The 15,758-nt window shown below is 61.5% G+C and carries 13 protein-coding genes; 11 read left to right on the plus strand and 2 right to left on the minus strand.

Going from position 1 to position 15,758, the window contains the following annotated elements; genetic code table 11:
* Positions 1–18 precede the first annotated feature (18 nt).
* Entirely contained in the window at positions 19–2,277 is a 2,259-nt protein-coding gene (gene ptsP / locus ACIOYV_RS23915; RefSeq protein ID WP_401327737.1) for a phosphoenolpyruvate--protein phosphotransferase, read from the plus strand.
* 104 nt (positions 2,278–2,381) lie between these two features.
* Here ptsP and ACIOYV_RS23920 read toward each other — a convergent pair whose 3' ends face one another.
* Complete coding sequence (locus ACIOYV_RS23920; RefSeq protein WP_401327577.1) at positions 2,382–3,128, minus strand: NRDE family protein; 747 nt, start codon at positions 3,126–3,128, stop codon at positions 2,382–2,384.
* Positions 3,129–3,261: 133 nt separating this feature from the next.
* Here ACIOYV_RS23920 and ACIOYV_RS23925 point away from each other — a divergent pair, with 133 nt between their 5' ends.
* From ACIOYV_RS23925 to ACIOYV_RS23935, 3 genes are all read left to right on the plus strand, one after another.
* Entirely contained in the window at positions 3,262–4,044 is a 783-nt protein-coding gene (locus ACIOYV_RS23925; protein ID WP_054044506.1) for a sulfite exporter TauE/SafE family protein, read from the plus strand.
* A gap of 82 nt (positions 4,045–4,126) precedes the next feature.
* On the plus strand, positions 4,127–4,939 hold the full coding sequence (gene lgt, locus ACIOYV_RS23930) for a prolipoprotein diacylglyceryl transferase (RefSeq protein WP_054044504.1): 813 nt from the start codon (positions 4,127–4,129) through the stop codon (positions 4,937–4,939).
* A gap of 50 nt (positions 4,940–4,989) precedes the next feature.
* On the plus strand, positions 4,990–5,961 hold the full coding sequence (locus ACIOYV_RS23935) for a thymidylate synthase (protein ID WP_054616962.1): 972 nt from the start codon (positions 4,990–4,992) through the stop codon (positions 5,959–5,961).
* Between the two features lie 124 nt (positions 5,962–6,085).
* Here ACIOYV_RS23935 and cadR read toward each other — a convergent pair whose 3' ends face one another.
* A complete protein-coding gene (cadR, locus tag ACIOYV_RS23940) occupies positions 6,086–6,535 on the minus strand; it encodes a Cd(II)/Pb(II)-responsive transcriptional regulator (protein ID WP_054044502.1) in 450 nt (149 codons plus the stop codon).
* 85 nt (positions 6,536–6,620) lie between these two features.
* On the opposite strand from cadR, the gene ACIOYV_RS23945 reads away from it, so the two are divergent.
* From ACIOYV_RS23945 to ACIOYV_RS23975, 7 genes are all read left to right on the plus strand, one after another.
* Entirely contained in the window at positions 6,621–8,894 is a 2,274-nt protein-coding gene (locus ACIOYV_RS23945; protein ID WP_401327582.1) for a heavy metal translocating P-type ATPase, read from the plus strand.
* Positions 8,895–8,910: 16 nt separating this feature from the next.
* The gene (locus ACIOYV_RS23950; RefSeq protein WP_008026094.1) at positions 8,911–9,774 is read left to right on the plus strand and encodes a LysR family transcriptional regulator; all 864 of its coding nucleotides are present in this window, start codon (positions 8,911–8,913) and stop codon (positions 9,772–9,774) included.
* 224 nt (positions 9,775–9,998) lie between these two features.
* Complete coding sequence (locus tag ACIOYV_RS23955; protein ID WP_163910854.1) at positions 9,999–11,075, plus strand: putative 2-aminoethylphosphonate ABC transporter ATP-binding protein; 1,077 nt, start codon at positions 9,999–10,001, stop codon at positions 11,073–11,075.
* Complete coding sequence (locus ACIOYV_RS23960; protein WP_401327586.1) at positions 11,075–12,799, plus strand: putative 2-aminoethylphosphonate ABC transporter permease subunit; 1,725 nt, start codon at positions 11,075–11,077, stop codon at positions 12,797–12,799. Before ACIOYV_RS23955 ends, ACIOYV_RS23960 begins: the two co-directional genes overlap by 1 nt.
* A 52-nt stretch (positions 12,800–12,851) precedes the next feature.
* Positions 12,852–13,877, plus strand: coding sequence for a putative 2-aminoethylphosphonate ABC transporter substrate-binding protein (locus tag ACIOYV_RS23965; RefSeq protein ID WP_054044493.1), 1,026 nt, complete (start codon positions 12,852–12,854; stop codon positions 13,875–13,877).
* A 143-nt stretch (positions 13,878–14,020) separates the two neighbouring features.
* On the plus strand, positions 14,021–15,154 hold the full coding sequence (locus tag ACIOYV_RS23970) for a TIGR03364 family FAD-dependent oxidoreductase (protein WP_401327589.1): 1,134 nt from the start codon (positions 14,021–14,023) through the stop codon (positions 15,152–15,154).
* Positions 15,154–15,720 (plus strand): phosphonate degradation HD-domain oxygenase, encoded by a 567-nt coding sequence (locus ACIOYV_RS23975; protein ID WP_401327592.1) that lies wholly within the window; start codon positions 15,154–15,156, stop codon positions 15,718–15,720. The genes ACIOYV_RS23970 and ACIOYV_RS23975 overlap by 1 nt, the downstream gene beginning before the upstream one ends.
* The last annotated feature ends 38 nt before the right edge of the window (positions 15,721–15,758 follow it).

Raw genomic sequence — 15,758 nt, forward strand, 5'->3', positions numbered from 1 at the left:
CTGAATAGGCGGCGCTAGATCTTACTTGTAGTTAACTCCGCCAAGGATCTCAAGGCGGCGTTGGGGATTATTGTGTTGCGCGTCAAAGAGGCCATGGGCAGCCAGGTCTGCTCGGTCTACCTGCTTGACCCGGAAACCAACCGCTTCGTGCTGATGGCCACCCAGGGCTTGAACAAGCGCTCGATCGGCAAAGTCAGCATGGCACCCAACGAAGGTCTGGTTGGCCTGGTCGGCACGCGTGAAGAACCCCTGAACCTCGAAAACGCCGCGGATCACCCGCGCTACCGTTACTTCGCCGAGACCGGTGAAGAACGCTACGCCTCATTCCTCGGGGCGCCGATCATTCACCACCGTCGCGTCGTCGGCGTGTTGGTCATTCAGCAAAAAGAACGCCGCCAGTTCGATGAAGGTGAAGAAGCCTTCCTCGTGACCATGAGCGCGCAACTGGCCGGCGTTATCGCCCACGCCGAGGCCACCGGTTCGATCCGTGGCCTGGGCCGCCAGGGCAAAGGCATCCAGGAAGCCAAGTTCGTCGGCGTACCGGGTTCGCCGGGTGCGGCGGTCGGTACGGCCGTGGTCATGTTGCCGCCCGCCGACCTGGACGTGGTGCCGGACAAGACCATCACCGACATCGACGCTGAACTGGCGTTGTTCAAGACCGCCATCGAAGGCGTGCGCGCCGACATGCGCGCGCTGTCGGCCAAACTGGCGACCCAGCTGCGCCCGGAAGAGCGCGCGCTGTTCGACGTCTACCTGATGATGCTCGACGATGCCGCGCTGGGCAGCGAAGTCACCACCGTGATCAAGACTGGCCAGTGGGCCCAGGGCGCGTTGCGCCAAGTCGTGACCGATCACGTCAATCGCTTCGAGTTGATGGACGATGCCTACCTGCGTGAGCGCGCCTCGGACGTCAAGGACCTTGGCCGCCGTTTGCTCGCCTACTTGCAGGAAGAGCGTCAGCAGAACCTGGTCTACCCGGAAAAAACCATTCTGGTCAGCGAAGAACTGACGCCGGCGATGCTCGGCGAGGTGCCGGAAGGCACGCTGGTCGGTCTGGTTTCGGTCCTCGGTTCAGGCAACTCCCACGTCGCGATCCTCGCTCGGGCGATGGGCATCCCGACGGTGATGGGCTTGGTTGACCTGCCGTATGCCAAGGTCGACGGCATCGAATTGATCGTCGATGGTAATCGCGGCGAGGTCTACACCAACCCCAGCGACGTGCTGCGCAAGCAGTTCGCCGAAGTGGTGGAAGAAGAGAAACAGCTGGCGCTCGGTCTCGACTCCCTGCGCGACTTGCCGTGCGTGACCCTCGATGGTCACCGCATGCCGCTGTGGGTCAACACCGGCCTGCTGGCGGACGTGGCGCGAGCGCAGAAGCGTGGCGCCGAGGGCGTTGGTCTGTACCGCACCGAAGTGCCGTTCATGATCAACCAGCGCTTCCCGAGTGAAAAAGAGCAGCTGGCGATCTATCGCGAGCAGCTCGCCGCGTTCCATCCGCAACCGGTGACCATGCGCAGCCTGGACATCGGCGGTGACAAGTCGCTGTCGTACTTCCCGATCAAGGAAGACAACCCGTTCCTCGGCTGGCGCGGTATTCGCGTCACCCTCGACCACCCGGAAATCTTCCTGGTCCAGACCCGCGCGATGCTCAAGGCCAGCGAAGGCCTAAACAACCTGCGAATCCTGCTGCCGATGATCTCCGGCACTCACGAACTCGAAGAAGCCCTGCACCTGATTCACCGGGCCTGGGGCGAAGTCCGCGACGAAGGCACCGACGTGCCGATGCCGCCGATTGGCGTGATGATCGAGATTCCAGCGGCTGTTTATCAGACCAAGGAACTGGCGCGGCAAGTGGACTTCCTGTCGGTCGGCTCCAACGACCTGACCCAGTATCTGTTGGCCGTGGACCGCAACAACCCACGGGTGGCCGATCTCTACGACTACCTGCACCCGGCGGTACTGCAAGCCTTGCAGAACGTGGTGCGTGACGCGCATGCCGAAGGCAAGCCAGTGAGTATCTGCGGCGAGATGGCCGGCGACCCGGCAGCGGCAGTGCTGTTGATGGCGATGGGCTTCGACAGCCTGTCGATGAACGCCACCAACTTGCCGAAGGTGAAGTGGATGTTGCGTCAGGTCAACTTGAGCATGGCCAAGGAATTGCTGGCTGAGCTGATGACCATCGACAACCCGCAAGTTATCCACAGCTCGCTGCAATTGGCGCTGAAGAACCTTGGGTTGGCGCGGATGGTTAATCCGGCTTCGGCCAAGACCGTCTGAAAGGCTGATGGCCTCTTCGCGGGCAAGCCTCGCTCCTACAGGATCACCCAAATCCTGTAGGAGCGAGGCTTGCCCGCGAAGGCGTCCTCAAATACACCAGATATCTAAATCCTCAACTCCACTTCCCCCAGATGCCCGCCATACGGCCCGAAACTCCTTTCGACCATATGCCGCGACCCGTCCGCCCGGACAATCAATGCGGTACTCGCCCGCGTTCCATACGTCGGGCTGGCAATAAACACACTCGACAACAACGTCTCGGTAGCCAATCCCACCCCGGTGTCCGGCAGCTCCGTCAGCGGCGCCGTCTGCGAGTCACGCAAAATCGCCAGCAATGCCTCGGGCTGCGGGTCGTCCAGCAGTTCATTCAACGCAGCCTTGGCCTTGAGCACTTTCGGCCACGGCGTATCCAGCCCCGCGTTCGACAACCCATAGACCCCAGGCGCCAACATCACCGCCTCGCTGTCCCTGGCATTGAAGTGCCACAGCTCGTTGGAATTACCCACCAGCAGATTAAACCCGGCATATTCCCGTGAACGGCTGACAACGTCGGCTAAATAGTCATCAATCGACCTCTCGCCGCTTAAAAAACCTGCCACCAGTTCACCGCGTGATCGAGGCGACGGTGGCTGATTAGGATCGCGGATATTGGTCAGCGCCGCGAAGCGCCCGTTGGCGCCGACACCCAGCCAGGTGCCGCCCGCTTCCAGGTCCCGACCGGCATGCACATGGGGCGCATGCGGCCATTGCGCCAGGGGCTGGGTAGGCCGGGCATAGAATTCGTCGCGGTTGGCCGCCACGATCAGCGGCTGGGCATGTCCCGGTCGCCAAGCGAAAACAATCAGGCACATAAGGTGGTCCTTGTGTGTTTTTTGCTCACTCTACGCAGACATTGCCCGCGCATCCATCGCCATCCAGTAGAGCTGGAGGCCATGCATCCGTTACCATGCCGCTCCTATTTTCGCGACGTGTGGAACAACGGCCATGGAATTTCTGCTCTATCTGGCGCTGGGCGCCTGTGCAGGTGTGCTGGCCGGGCTGTTCGGGGTCGGTGGCGGGATCATCATCGTCCCGGTGCTGGTGTTCAGTTTCAAGCTGCAGGGCTTCGATCCGTCGATCCTCACGCACCTGGCCGTCGGTACTTCCCTGGCAACAATCATTTTTACTTCGGTGAATGCGATCCGCGAGCATCACCGCCGTGGCGCCGTGCGTTGGCCGATTTTCGCCTGGATGACCCTCGGCATTCTGATCGGTGCCGGTTTCGGTGCGCTGACCGCCGAGGCGATCTCCGGCCCGCATTTGCAGAAGATCATCGGGGTATTCGCGCTGATCGTTGCGGTTCAGCTCGCATTGGACTTCAAACCCAAGGCCAGCCGAACGGTGCCGGGCAAAGTCGGTCTGACCGTAGCCGGCAGTGTGATTGGCTGGGCTTCGGCGATCTTCGGGATTGGCGGCGGCTCGCTGACCGTGCCGTTCCTGACCTGGCGCAGCGTGCCGATGCAGCAAGCGGTGGCGACTTCATCGGCCTGCGGCTTGCCGATTGCCGTGTCCAGTGCATTATTTTTCATGATTCTGGGCTGGCACGATCCGTTGTTGCCGGCCCATAGTCTGGGTTTTGTTTATTTGCCGGCGTTGCTGGGGATCGCCTTGACCAGCATGTTCTTCGCCCGCTTCGGTGCGCGACTGGCGCACAACTTGTCGCCGCGCTTGCTCAAAAGACTGTTCGCCGCTTTGCTGTTCTGCGTGGGGCTGAATTTCCTGCTCTGACGCAACCGCAATCCTGGCTTAATCCTGAGGTGGCAGCGTCCCCCGGGAATTTTGAAGGTTTCAACTCTAACGAGGAGTCGCAATGCTGCCTTACCCGCAGATCGACCCGGTGGCCCTGGCCATCGGTCCGCTGAAAATCCACTGGTACGGTCTGATGTACCTGATCGGCATCGGCGGCGCCTGGCTGCTGGCCTCCCGTCGGCTGAACCGCTTCGACCCGACCTGGACCAAGGAGAAACTCTCCGACATGGTCTTCTGGATGTCGATGGGGGTCATTGTCGGCGGCCGCCTGGGCTACGTGTTGTTCTACGATCTGAGTGCGTATCTGGCCAACCCGACGCTGATTTTCGAAGTGTGGAAGGGCGGCATGTCGTTCCACGGCGGGTTTATCGGTGTGATGCTGGCGGCGTTGTGGTTCGGTAAAAAGAACAACAAGTCGTTCTTCCAGTTGATGGACTTCGTCGCACCGATGGTGCCGATCGGCCTGGGTGCCGGGCGTATCGGCAACTTCATCAACGCCGAATTGTGGGGCAAGCCGACCGACGTGCCGTGGGCGATGATCTTCCCGCCGTTCAGCGATCCGTCGCAGTTGCCGCGTCACCCGTCGCAGCTGTATCAGTTTGCGTTGGAAGGCGTCGCGCTGTTCCTGATCTTGTGGCTGTTCTCGCGCAAGCCGCGGCCGACCATGGCAGTGTCCGGCATGTTCACTCTGTTCTACGGCATCTTCCGTTTCATCGTCGAATTCGTCCGCGTACCGGACGCGCAACTGGGCTATCTGGCCTGGGGCTGGCTGACCATGGGTCAGGTGCTGTGCGTACCGATGGTGCTCGCCGGTCTGTTCCTGATCTGGCTGGCGTATCATCGCGCTCCGGCGGCGCCAGCGGCGGCGGTATAAATTCGAATCCCGGGGGCGACGGCTCCCGGGTTCAAGGACACAGGTAACTCATGAAGCAATATCTTGATCTGGTGGCCCACGTCATCAAGAACGGCACCAAGCAAGCCAACCGCACCGGCGTCAACACCATCAGCTTCCCTGGCGCGATGCTGCGTTATGACCTGAAGGAAGGCTTCCCGGCGATCACTACGCGCAAGATGGCCTTCAAATCGGCCATCGGCGAGATGTGCGGTTTCCTGCGTGGCGTGAACAACGCCGCTGAATTCCGTGCCCTGGGCTGCAAGGTCTGGGACCAGAACGCCAACGAAAACGCGCAGTGGCTGGCCAACCCTTTCCGTCAGGGTGAAGACGACCTCGGCGAGATCTACGGTGTGCAATGGCGCAAATGGCCTGCGTACAAGCAGATCCCGGTCAGCAATAAAGCCGCCATCGAGCAGACTTTGAGCCAAGGCTATCGCCAGATCGCTGAAGGCGAAGAAGACGGCCAGGCCTATGTGGTGCTGTACAAGGCGATCGACCAGATCCGCCAATGCGTCGACACCATCATCAAGGACCCGGGCAGCCGCCGCATCCTGTTCCACGGCTGGAACGTCGCGCAACTCGATGAAATGGCCCTGCCGCCGTGCCATCTGCTGTACCAGTTCCATCCGAATGTCGAGACCAAAGAGATTTCTTTGACCCTCTACATCCGCTCCAACGACCTGGGCCTGGGCACGCCGTTCAACCTCACCGAAGGCGCCGCGCTGCTGAGCCTGATCGGGCGCCTGACCGGCTACACGCCGCGCTGGTTCACCTATTTCATCGGTGATGCGCACGTTTACGAAAACCATTTGGACATGCTGAATGAACAGCTCACCCGCGAGCCGTTCCCGATGCCGAAACTGGTGATCAGTGAACGTGTGCCTGAGTTTGCCAAGACCGGTGTTTATCAGCCGGAATGGCTGGAGTTGATCGAACCGAGCGATTTCTCGCTTGAGGGTTATCAGCACCACGCGCCGATGACCGCGCCGATGGCGGTTTAATAAACGATCAAAGACCCTGTGGGAGCGAGCTTGCTCGCGATAGCGGCCTGACAGTCAACATAGATGTTGAATGTGATGGACTCATCGCGAGCAAGCTCGCTCCCACATTTGTTCCAGGGTGTTCTCAATGCCCATGACTTCTACCGACATGGGAATGCTCAACCTCCGTCGCCACAACCCCGCCGCTCACTTCCAAACGCTGCAAAATCCCGCATTGATCGATATCCGGTCCTTCGCCACAGCGTTGGCGCAGGTCGAGCAGTTGTGTCTGCAAGGCCAGCAAACCATCGATCCGCGCCTTGACGTGGTGGATGTGTTCGTCGATCAGCGCGTTGACGCTTTGGCACTGGTCCTGTGGGCTGTCGCGCAGGGTCAGCAAGCTGCGGATTTCTTCGAGCGTCATGTCGAGGGTGCGGCAGTTGCGGATAAACGTCAGGCGCTCGGCGTGGGCCTGGGTGTAGACGCGGTAGTTGCCATCGCTGCGGGCTGGCTCTGGCAGCAGGCTTTCGCGCTCGTAATAGCGGATGGTTTCCACGGCGCAGTCGGTCAGTTTGGCCAGTTCTCCGATCTTCATCGCGACAATCTCCAAAAGGTTGCTTGACCCTATAGTGGCTACAGGGTCTTTACTTGGCAACAGGCACCTTTACGGACGCAACCCGATGAGCGATTCCCTTCACACCCACAAGCCCGAAGACGGGCACGATCATGCTGATCACAGCCACAAGCTGCAGCCTGTGCAGAAGAAGCATGACCACGGCGGTCATGGGGATTCCTGCTGTGCTTCGAAAGTGGCGGCGCCGTCGCTGATCAAGTTGAGCGACAAGCCGACCGACGGTGCGCGGCTGAGCAGTTTCCGCATCGACGCCATGGATTGCCCGACCGAGCAGACGCTGATCCAGAACAAACTGGGCAAGCTGACGGGTGTGCAGCAGCTGGAATTCAACCTGATCAACCGGGTGTTGGGCGTGACCCATGACCTGCCGAGCACGGCGCCGATCATCGAGGCGATCAAGTCGCTGGGCATGGTGGCCGAGCCTTTGGAGCAGGGCGTTGAAGCTCCTGCGCCCGTCGCCGAGAAAAAACACTGGTGGCCCTTGGCGCTGTCCGGCGTCGGTGCGCTCGCCGCCGAAGTGATCCACTTCACCAACGCCGCGCCGAACTGGGTGGTGGCAATCATCGCGCTGATTTCGATCCTCAGCGGTGGCCTGACTACCTACAAGAAAGGCTGGATCGCCCTCAAGAACCTCAACCTGAACATCAACGCGCTGATGAGCATCGCGGTGACGGGCGCGATCCTGATCGGGCAGTGGCCGGAAGCGGCGATGGTGATGTTCTTGTTCACCGTGGCCGAGCTGATCGAAGCCAAATCCCTGGACCGCGCACGCAACGCCATCGGTGGGCTGATGCAGATGACCCCGGAACAGGCCACGGTGCAGCAGGCTGACGGCAGTTGGGTCGAACAGGAGGTCAAAAGCATCGAACTAGGCGCCCGAGTGCGTGTGCGCCCGGGCGAGCGGATCGGCCTTGACGGCGAAGTCGTGTCCGGTACATCCACCATCGATCAGGCACCGATCACCGGCGAAAGCCTGCCGATCGAGAAGACCGTGGGCGATAAAGTCTTCGCTGGCACCATCAACCAGGCGGGCTCGCTGGAATACAGCGTGACCGCTGCGGCGAACAACTCGACGCTGGCGCGGATTATCCATGCGGTGGAACAGGCCCAAGGCGCACGGGCACCGACCCAGCGCTTCGTTGACCAGTTCTCGAAAATCTACACCCCAGCGGTGTTCGTGCTGGCCTTGGCAATTGCCGTGATTCCACCGCTGTTCATGGGCGCCGTATGGTTCGACTGGATCTACCGGGCGCTCGTGTTGCTGGTGGTCGCCTGCCCATGTGCGCTGGTGATTTCCACCCCGGTGACCATCGTCAGCGGCCTCGCTGCGGCGGCGCGCAAAGGCATTCTGGTCAAGGGCGGCGTCTATCTGGAGGGCGGTTACAAGCTCGATTACCTGGCCCTGGACAAAACCGGCACCATCACCCACGGCAAACCGGTGCAAACCGATTATCTGTCACTCGACCCAACCGCCGACGCAACGGCGCCCGCGATTGCGGCGGCGCTGGCCGGTCGCTCCGATCACCCGGTGTCGCTGGCCATCGCCAACGCGGCTGTGGATAAACAATTTGCGCCGCTGGTTGTGGATAACTTCGAAGCCCTGGCAGGTCGCGGTGTGCGCGGCGAGATCAACGGCCAGGTCTACCACTTGGGCAACCATCGCCTGGTTGAAGAGCTGAACCTGTGCTCGCCCGAGTTGGAAGAGAAGCTGTTCGCCCTGGAGAAACAGGGCAAATCCGTGGTGTTGCTGCTCGACAAGTCCGGTCCGCTGGCGCTGTTCGCCGTGGCCGACACGGTCAAAGAGTCCAGTCGCGAAGCGATCCAGCAGCTTCACGACTTGGGCATCAAAACCCTGATGCTCACCGGCGACAACGTCCACACCGCCCAGGCGATTGCTGCGCAGGTCGGCATCGACGAGGCCAAGGGCGACCTGTTGCCGACCGACAAACTGCAAGCCATCGAAGCGCTTTATGCGAAAGGTCATAACGTCGGCATGGTCGGCGACGGTATCAACGACGCTCCTGCACTGGCGCGGGCAGAAATCGGCTTTGCAATGGCAGCCGCCGGTACCGATACCGCCATCGAGACCGCTGATGTGGCCCTGATGGACGACGATCTGCGCAAGATCCCGACCTTCATTCGCTTGTCGCGCCAGACCTCGAGCATCCTCAAGCAGAACATCGCTCTCGCTTTGGTCATCAAGGTGATCTTTCTTGGGGTAACCTTCGCCGGGATCGCCACCATGTGGATGGCGGTGTTCGCCGACATGGGCGTGAGCCTGTTGGTGGTGTTCAACGGTTTGCGCCTGTTGCGCAAATAAGCGATGAGGAACGGGTGTGCTGAGTGCCGAGCTGAAGGCGTTTTACATGGTAGCCCGCCTGGGCAGCATCACCCTGGCGGCGAAGAAACTCGGCTTGAGCCAGCCCACCGTGACCACGCAGATTCGCAATCTGGAAAGCCAGTACTCGGTTGAACTGTTCTACCGTGGCGGCCGCCGTCTCAGCGTCAGTGATGAAGGTGCGCGGCTGCTGCCGATGGTCAAGACGCTGTTGCAGCAGGAAGCCGATATCGAGTTTTTCCTGCGCAACAGCGGCCAGGTCCAAGGCACGTTGCGCATTGCCGCTACGGCGCCGTATTACATCCTCGATCTGGTGAAGACCTTCCGCGAGCGTCTGCCGCAGGTGGAAGTGTCGGTCGAAATCGGCAACTCCCAGCAAGTGCTCGAAGCGCTGGAGGATTACCGGGTCGATGTCGCCGCGTCTTCGCAATTGCTCGACGATGCACGGCTGATCCGCCGGGTACTCGGCAGCGATCCGCTGGTGCTGGCGGTGCATCGCAATCATCCGTTGGCGGTGCACGACCATGTGCCGCTGAGCGCGTTGGCCGGGCATACGTTGTTGATGCGCGAATCGGGCTCGACCACTCGGCGGTTGACTGAAGAATTGCTGGCCAGTGCGGGCGTGAGTTTCGGGCCGTTGCTGGAGATTGGCAGTCGTGAATCGATTCGCGAAGCGGTGCTGCGCAACATCGGGATCAGCATCATTGCCCGGCAGGAAGTGCCCCATGATCCGCAGTTGCGGGTGCTGACCATCGAGAATGCACCGCAGATTCCGGAATACCTGTATTGCCTGAAGGAACGCAAAGGCGCGCGGTTGCCGGCGGCGTTTCTGGGGTTGGCGCAGGAAATGGCCCCGGCCTGAGATTTGCGGTGACTGTGCGGGCCTCTTCGCGGGCAAGCCTCGCTCCTACAGGTTGATCGCATTCCCCTGTAGGAGCGAGGCTTGCCCGCGAAGGCGCCAGACCAGACAACACATAACCCAACCCAAATCCCCGAATACCACTATCAACCGTTTTTGCCTCACTGCCACATGACCGACGCATTACAAACCTAGGATGACCCTCATCTGCTTGATGAGGTCTGTCCATGAACCACTCGATCGCAACTGCCCTGACCAACCCCGGCGCGCCCATGAAGGTGCGTGGCGTGCAGAAACGCTTCGGCGCTTTCACTGCGCTGGATAACGTCTCCCTCGACGTCGCGGCCGGTGAGCTGGTGTGTCTGCTCGGCCCGTCGGGTTGTGGCAAAACCACCTTGCTGCGCTGCATCGCCGGTCTGGAGAAGCAGGACAGCGGCGAGTTGTACCTCGGCGAGCGCGACGTTTCCCACCTGGCGCCGCAAGCCCGGGACTACGGCATTCTGTTCCAGTCCTACGCGCTGTTCCCCAATCTCACCGTCGAAGCGAACATTGCCTACGGCCTCGCCGGCAGTGGTCGCGATGAAGTGCGCAAGCGTGTAGGGCAGATGCTGGAACTGGTCGGCCTGATCGGCAGTGAGAAAAAGTACCCCGGCCAATTGTCCGGCGGCCAGCAGCAACGCGTCGCCCTGGCCCGCGCCCTGGCCCCGGCGCCATCGTTGTTGCTGCTGGATGAACCGATGTCTGCCCTCGACGCCCGGGTTCGCGAGCACTTGTGCACCGAGCTGCGCCAATTGCAGCGCAACCTCGGCATCACCACCCTGATGGTCACGCACAATCAGGACGAAGCAATGTTGATGGCCGACCGCATCGCCGTGATGAACAACGGCAAGGTCGAGCAGTACGCCACGCCGCAGGAAATCTACGATCGCCCGGCCACGCCGTTTGTGGCGGAGTTTGTCGGCCAAGGCAACTGGCTACCGTTCCGTCGCAGCAGCGACAGCCATGCCCAGGTCGGCGGGATGAACATGCGCCTGGCCGACGGTAGCGCGAAAACCGCGTCCGGCCGTTTGTTCTGCCGCCCGGAAGCGATCAACGTCAACCCGCCGGTGCATGAAGAAAACCTGTTCCCGGCCAAGGTTCGCGAGATCACCTTCCTCGGCAACCGTTGCCGCATGAGCTTCGAACTCGATCAACTGCCGGGCCATGCCTTGCTCGCGGAACTGGCGCCGGAAGCGATGCCACGCCTCGGCGCGCAGCAGATCATGGTCGCCTTGCCGCCACGCAGCCTGCAGGTGTTTGCCTGATGAGCGCGAACCTCGCGCTGCCGATACCGCACAAGCAGGTTCGGCAGACCTCCCGTGCCGAGATCGGCGACCGGGTGTTTGTGGTCGGCGGCAAAGTGCTGTTGCTCGTGTTGCTCGGCATCGCAGTGTTGATGCCGTTGCTGGCGATCTTTTGGCGCGGCTTCAGCTCCGAAGCCGGGCAGGGTGGTGGTCTGGTCGCCGCCCGTGAATTGGTGACCAGCGAGAATTTCCACTGGTTGCTCGGCAATAGCCTGAAAGTTTCCCTCAGCGTTGCAGCCATTGTCGTACCGCTGGCCTACCTGTTTGCCTACGCCCTGCAACGCACGTTGATCCCCGGCAAAGGCATCTGGCGCGGCATGTCGCTGTTGCCACTGATGGCGCCGTCGATGCTGCCGGGGATCGCGCTGGTTTACCTGTTCGGCAACCAGGGCATGTTGCGTGGGTTGCTCTCGGACAATATCTACGGCTTCTGGGGCATTGTGCTCGGTGAGGTGATCTACACCTTCCCACACGCTTTGATGATTTTGCTGTCGGCGCTTTCCTTGGCGGATGCGCGGCTGTTCGACGCGGCGTCGAGCATGGGCGCCAGTCCGGCGAAAGCCTTTCGCAGCATCACTTGGCCGGCGACCCGTCAGGCGGTGTTCGCGGCGTTCTGTCTGGTATTCACGTTGACCATCACCGACTTCGGCGTGCCCGTGGTGGTCGGCGGCGACTATCAAGTGCTGGCGCTGGAAGCCTACAAAGCCGTGGTCGGTCAGCAACAGTTTGGTCGCGGCGCGTTGATCGGCATGGTTTTGCTGCTACCGGCGCTGTTCAGCTTCGGCGTCGATGCCTGGTTGCGTCGGCGTCACGGCGACTCCATGAGCGGTCGGGCCCAAGTGTTCAAACCGGCGCCGTCGAAACTGCGGGACGGTTGCTACCTGGCCATCGTGCTGCTGATCTGCGCGGTGTTGCTGCTGGTGTTCGGCATGGCGGTGTTCTCGTCGCTGGTGAAATTCTGGCCGTACAACCTGTCGCTGTCGCTCAACCATTACCAGTTCAACGACACCGCTGGCGGCGGCTGGCTGGCCTATGGCAACAGCGTGAAGATGGCGTTGTGCACGGCGCTGATCGGTAGCGTGTTGATCTTTACCGGCGCGTACCTGATGGAAAAAACCAAGGGCCAACGCGGACTGAATCTGACCCTGCGCATGCTCAGTTTCGTACCGATGGCGGTGCCGGGTCTGGTGCTGGGGCTGGGTTATGTCTTCTTCTTCAACCTCAACGGCAACCCGCTGCACGTGCTCTACGGGACCATGACCCTGCTGGTGGTCTGCACCATTGCTCACTATTTGACCACCGCGCAAATGACCGCCACCACCGCGCTGCGCCAGCTCGACGCCGAGTTCGAAGCCGCCGCACTGTCGCTGAAGGCGCCGTTGTATCGGCATTACCTGCGGGTCACCGTGCCGATCTGCCTGCCGGCGCTGCTGGACATCGTGCGCTACCTGTTCGTCTCGGCCATGACCACCGTCTCGGCGGCGATCTTCCTCTACAGCCCCGACACCATCCTCGCGGCGGTGGCGGTGCTGAACATGGACGACGCCGGCAACGTTGGCGGCGCGGCGGCGATGTCGACCCTGATTCTGTTCACCTCGGCGGGCGTGTCCCTGCTGCTGGCCTGGGCCTCGCGCGGTTTGCTGCGCCGCTCCCAGGCCTGGCGGCAGACCGCGCCCGGCAATTGATTTGCTGCTCCTGAAAACCGAAAGCCCCTCAACTCAAAGACAGGAAAAGATCATGTTCAAGCCCCTGGCCCTGGCCGCTGCTGTCCTCACCGCTTTCAGCCTGAACGCCTTCGCGGCGAAAACCGAGTTGACGGTGTACACCGCTCTCGAAGCCGAACAACTGAAGACCTATAAGGACGCTTTCGAAAAGGCCAACCCGGACGTCGAGATCAAGTGGGTGCGTGACTCCACCGGGATCATCACCGCCAAGCTGCTGGCCGAGAAAGAGCGTCCACAAGCCGACGCCGTGTGGGGCCTGGCCGCGTCGAGCCTGGCGATCCTCGATCAGCAAGGCATGCTGCAAAGCTACGCGCCGAAGGACCTGGGCAAGATCGGCGGCAACTACCGCGATGCCGCCAACCCGCCAGCCTGGGTCGGAATGGACGTGTGGGCCGCGACCATTTGCTTCAACACTGTCGAAGCCGAGAAACAGGGCCTGACCAAACCCGTGAGCTGGCAAGACCTGACCAAGCCTGAGTACAAAGGCAAGATCGTCATGCCCAACCCGGCTTCGTCCGGCACCGGTTTCCTCGACGTCAGCGCCTGGCTGCAAACCTTCGGCGAGAAGCAGGGCTGGGCCTACATGGACGGCTTGCACCAGAACATCGGCCAGTACGTTCACTCTGGTTCCAAGCCTTGCAAACTCGCGGCGTCCGGGGAGTTCCCGATCGGTATTTCCTTTGAATACCCGGCCGTACAGCTGAAGCGCCAGGGCGCGCCGCTGGACATCATCCTGCCGAAAGAAGGCCTGGGCTGGGAGATCGAAGCGACTGCGGTGATCAAGGGCACGGCCCATGAAGACGCGGCGAAAAAACTCGCGGACTTCTCCGCGAGCCCGGCGGCGATGGAGCTTTATAAAGAAAACTTCGCGGTCCTCGCGCAACCAGGGATTGCCAAGCCGCAGACCGAATTGCCGGCGGATTACGAGCAGCGTTTGATCAAGAACGACTTTGCCTGGGCTTCGAAGAATCGCGACGAGATTTTGGCTGAGTGGCGTAAGCGTTATGACGGTAAGTCCGAGAAAGTGGTCGCCAAGTAAGATCTCTATCGGCTGACGGGCCTCTTCGCGGGCAAGCCTCGCTCCTACAGGTTTTGTGTCGTATGGAAAAAATGCGAACGGCGCAATACCTGTAGGAGCGAGGCTTGCCCGCGAAGGCGGCTTCGAATTCAGGACACCTTTAAATGACACAACACAACGACATGCTCATCGTCGGCGCCGGCATCCTGGGCCTGTCCCACGCCTACGCCGCCGCCAGACACGGCCTCAAGGTCACGGTTTTCGAACGCAGCGAAACCCCGTTGGGCGCCTCGGTGCGCAACTTCGGCCAGGCCCTGGTCACCGGCCAGCCACCCGGCCCGATGCTCGAACTGGCCAAGGCCAGCCGCGAGATCTGGGGCCAGTGGGCACAACTCGCCGGCCTGCACCTCAAGCGCAACGGCTCATACCTGTTCGCCCGCACCGAAGCCGAAGAACACCTGCTGCAAGCCTTTTGCAACGGCCGCGCCGTGGAGCACAGCTACAACGTTGAACTGCTACGCGGCGCCGCGTTGCGGGATTTGTACGGCGGCCAGTTCAGCCATCACCGCGCCGCGTTGCACGGCGTGGACGATCAGCAACTGTATTCCCGCGAAGCGATTCCGGCGCTGATCGACTACCTGCGCCGCGAACTCGGCGTCGAGTTTCACTTCTCCACTCTGGTGCGCGACATCGAACCGGGTCGTTTGCACAGCACCGCCGGCAGCTTCAGCGCCGGGCAGATCATCGTCTGTTCCGGCCACGATTATCAGACCCTGCTGGCCGAGCCGATTGCCGAGCTCAACCCGCAAATCTGCCGGCTGCAAATGCTCCGCGCCCGGCCGCAGATCAATTTGAATCTGCAACACGCGTTGCTCACCGGATTGAGTTGCGTGCATTACGGGGCGTTCGCCGACCTGCCGGAAGCCGCAGCGGTGCAGGCGCAAATCCTGCGCGATGCGCCGCACCTGCACGACAACGGCATTCACCTGCTGATCAGCCCAACGCCCTATGGCGAGTTGATCATTGGTGACTCGCACCATTACGGCCGCGATCCGTCGCCGTTCAACGCCGAGCAAGTGGACGACTGGATGATCGAACTGGCCGAGCAGACCTTGGGTTGTCGGATTCAGGTGATCGAGCGTTGGCAGGGCGTCTATGGTTCGAAGGGGCCGGGACCGTTCTCGTTCCTGCGTCCGCAACCCGGCGTGAGCGTGGCACTGATGCACACCGGCGTCGGCATGAGCGTCGGCCCGGCGATGGCCGAGCGCAACGTCGCCCTGTTGCTGGGAGAAGTGTGATGGCGAGTGTGGAGCGAGTGGTCGACGAGGTGTTCGCCCTGTACGAGCGCTTTGGCGACAGCGATTACATCGGCGAACCCGTGTCGCAAATCGAGCACATGTCCCAAGCCGCCGAATTGGCCATGGCCGAGGGCTACGACGATGAAGTGGTGCTGGCGGCGTTCTTTCACGACATCGGACATATCTGCGCCGAGAGCGCCGAGAACATGGGCGGCTTCGGCGTGGTCAGCCATGAACGCCTCGGCGCGGATTACCTGCGCCGCGCCGGCTTCAGCGAACGCATGGCGCGGCTGGTGGAATACCACGTGCAGGCCAAGCGTTATCTGACGCTGAAAGAGCCGGGGTACTACGAGCGACTCAGCGAAGCCAGCCGCCGAACCCTGGAATATCAGGGCGGGGTGATGACGGCGGCGGAGGCCGAAGCGTTCGAGCGCGATCCGTTGTGTGCAGTCAGTTTGCGTATGCGGCAGTGGGATGAGCAGGCCAAGGAACTGTGGGTGCCGGTGCTGGAGCTCGACATTTTGAAGCGCAAGGCGCTAGGGCTTTTGTCTGGCGTGGCGTGCTGAACCGTCTCACACAGGTTTGGGAAACGTTGCATGGATCG

The organism is Pseudomonas sp. NPDC087342, from assembly GCF_044744265.1.
In the GTDB taxonomy this organism is placed as follows: domain Bacteria; phylum Pseudomonadota; class Gammaproteobacteria; order Pseudomonadales; family Pseudomonadaceae; genus Aquipseudomonas; species Aquipseudomonas nunensis.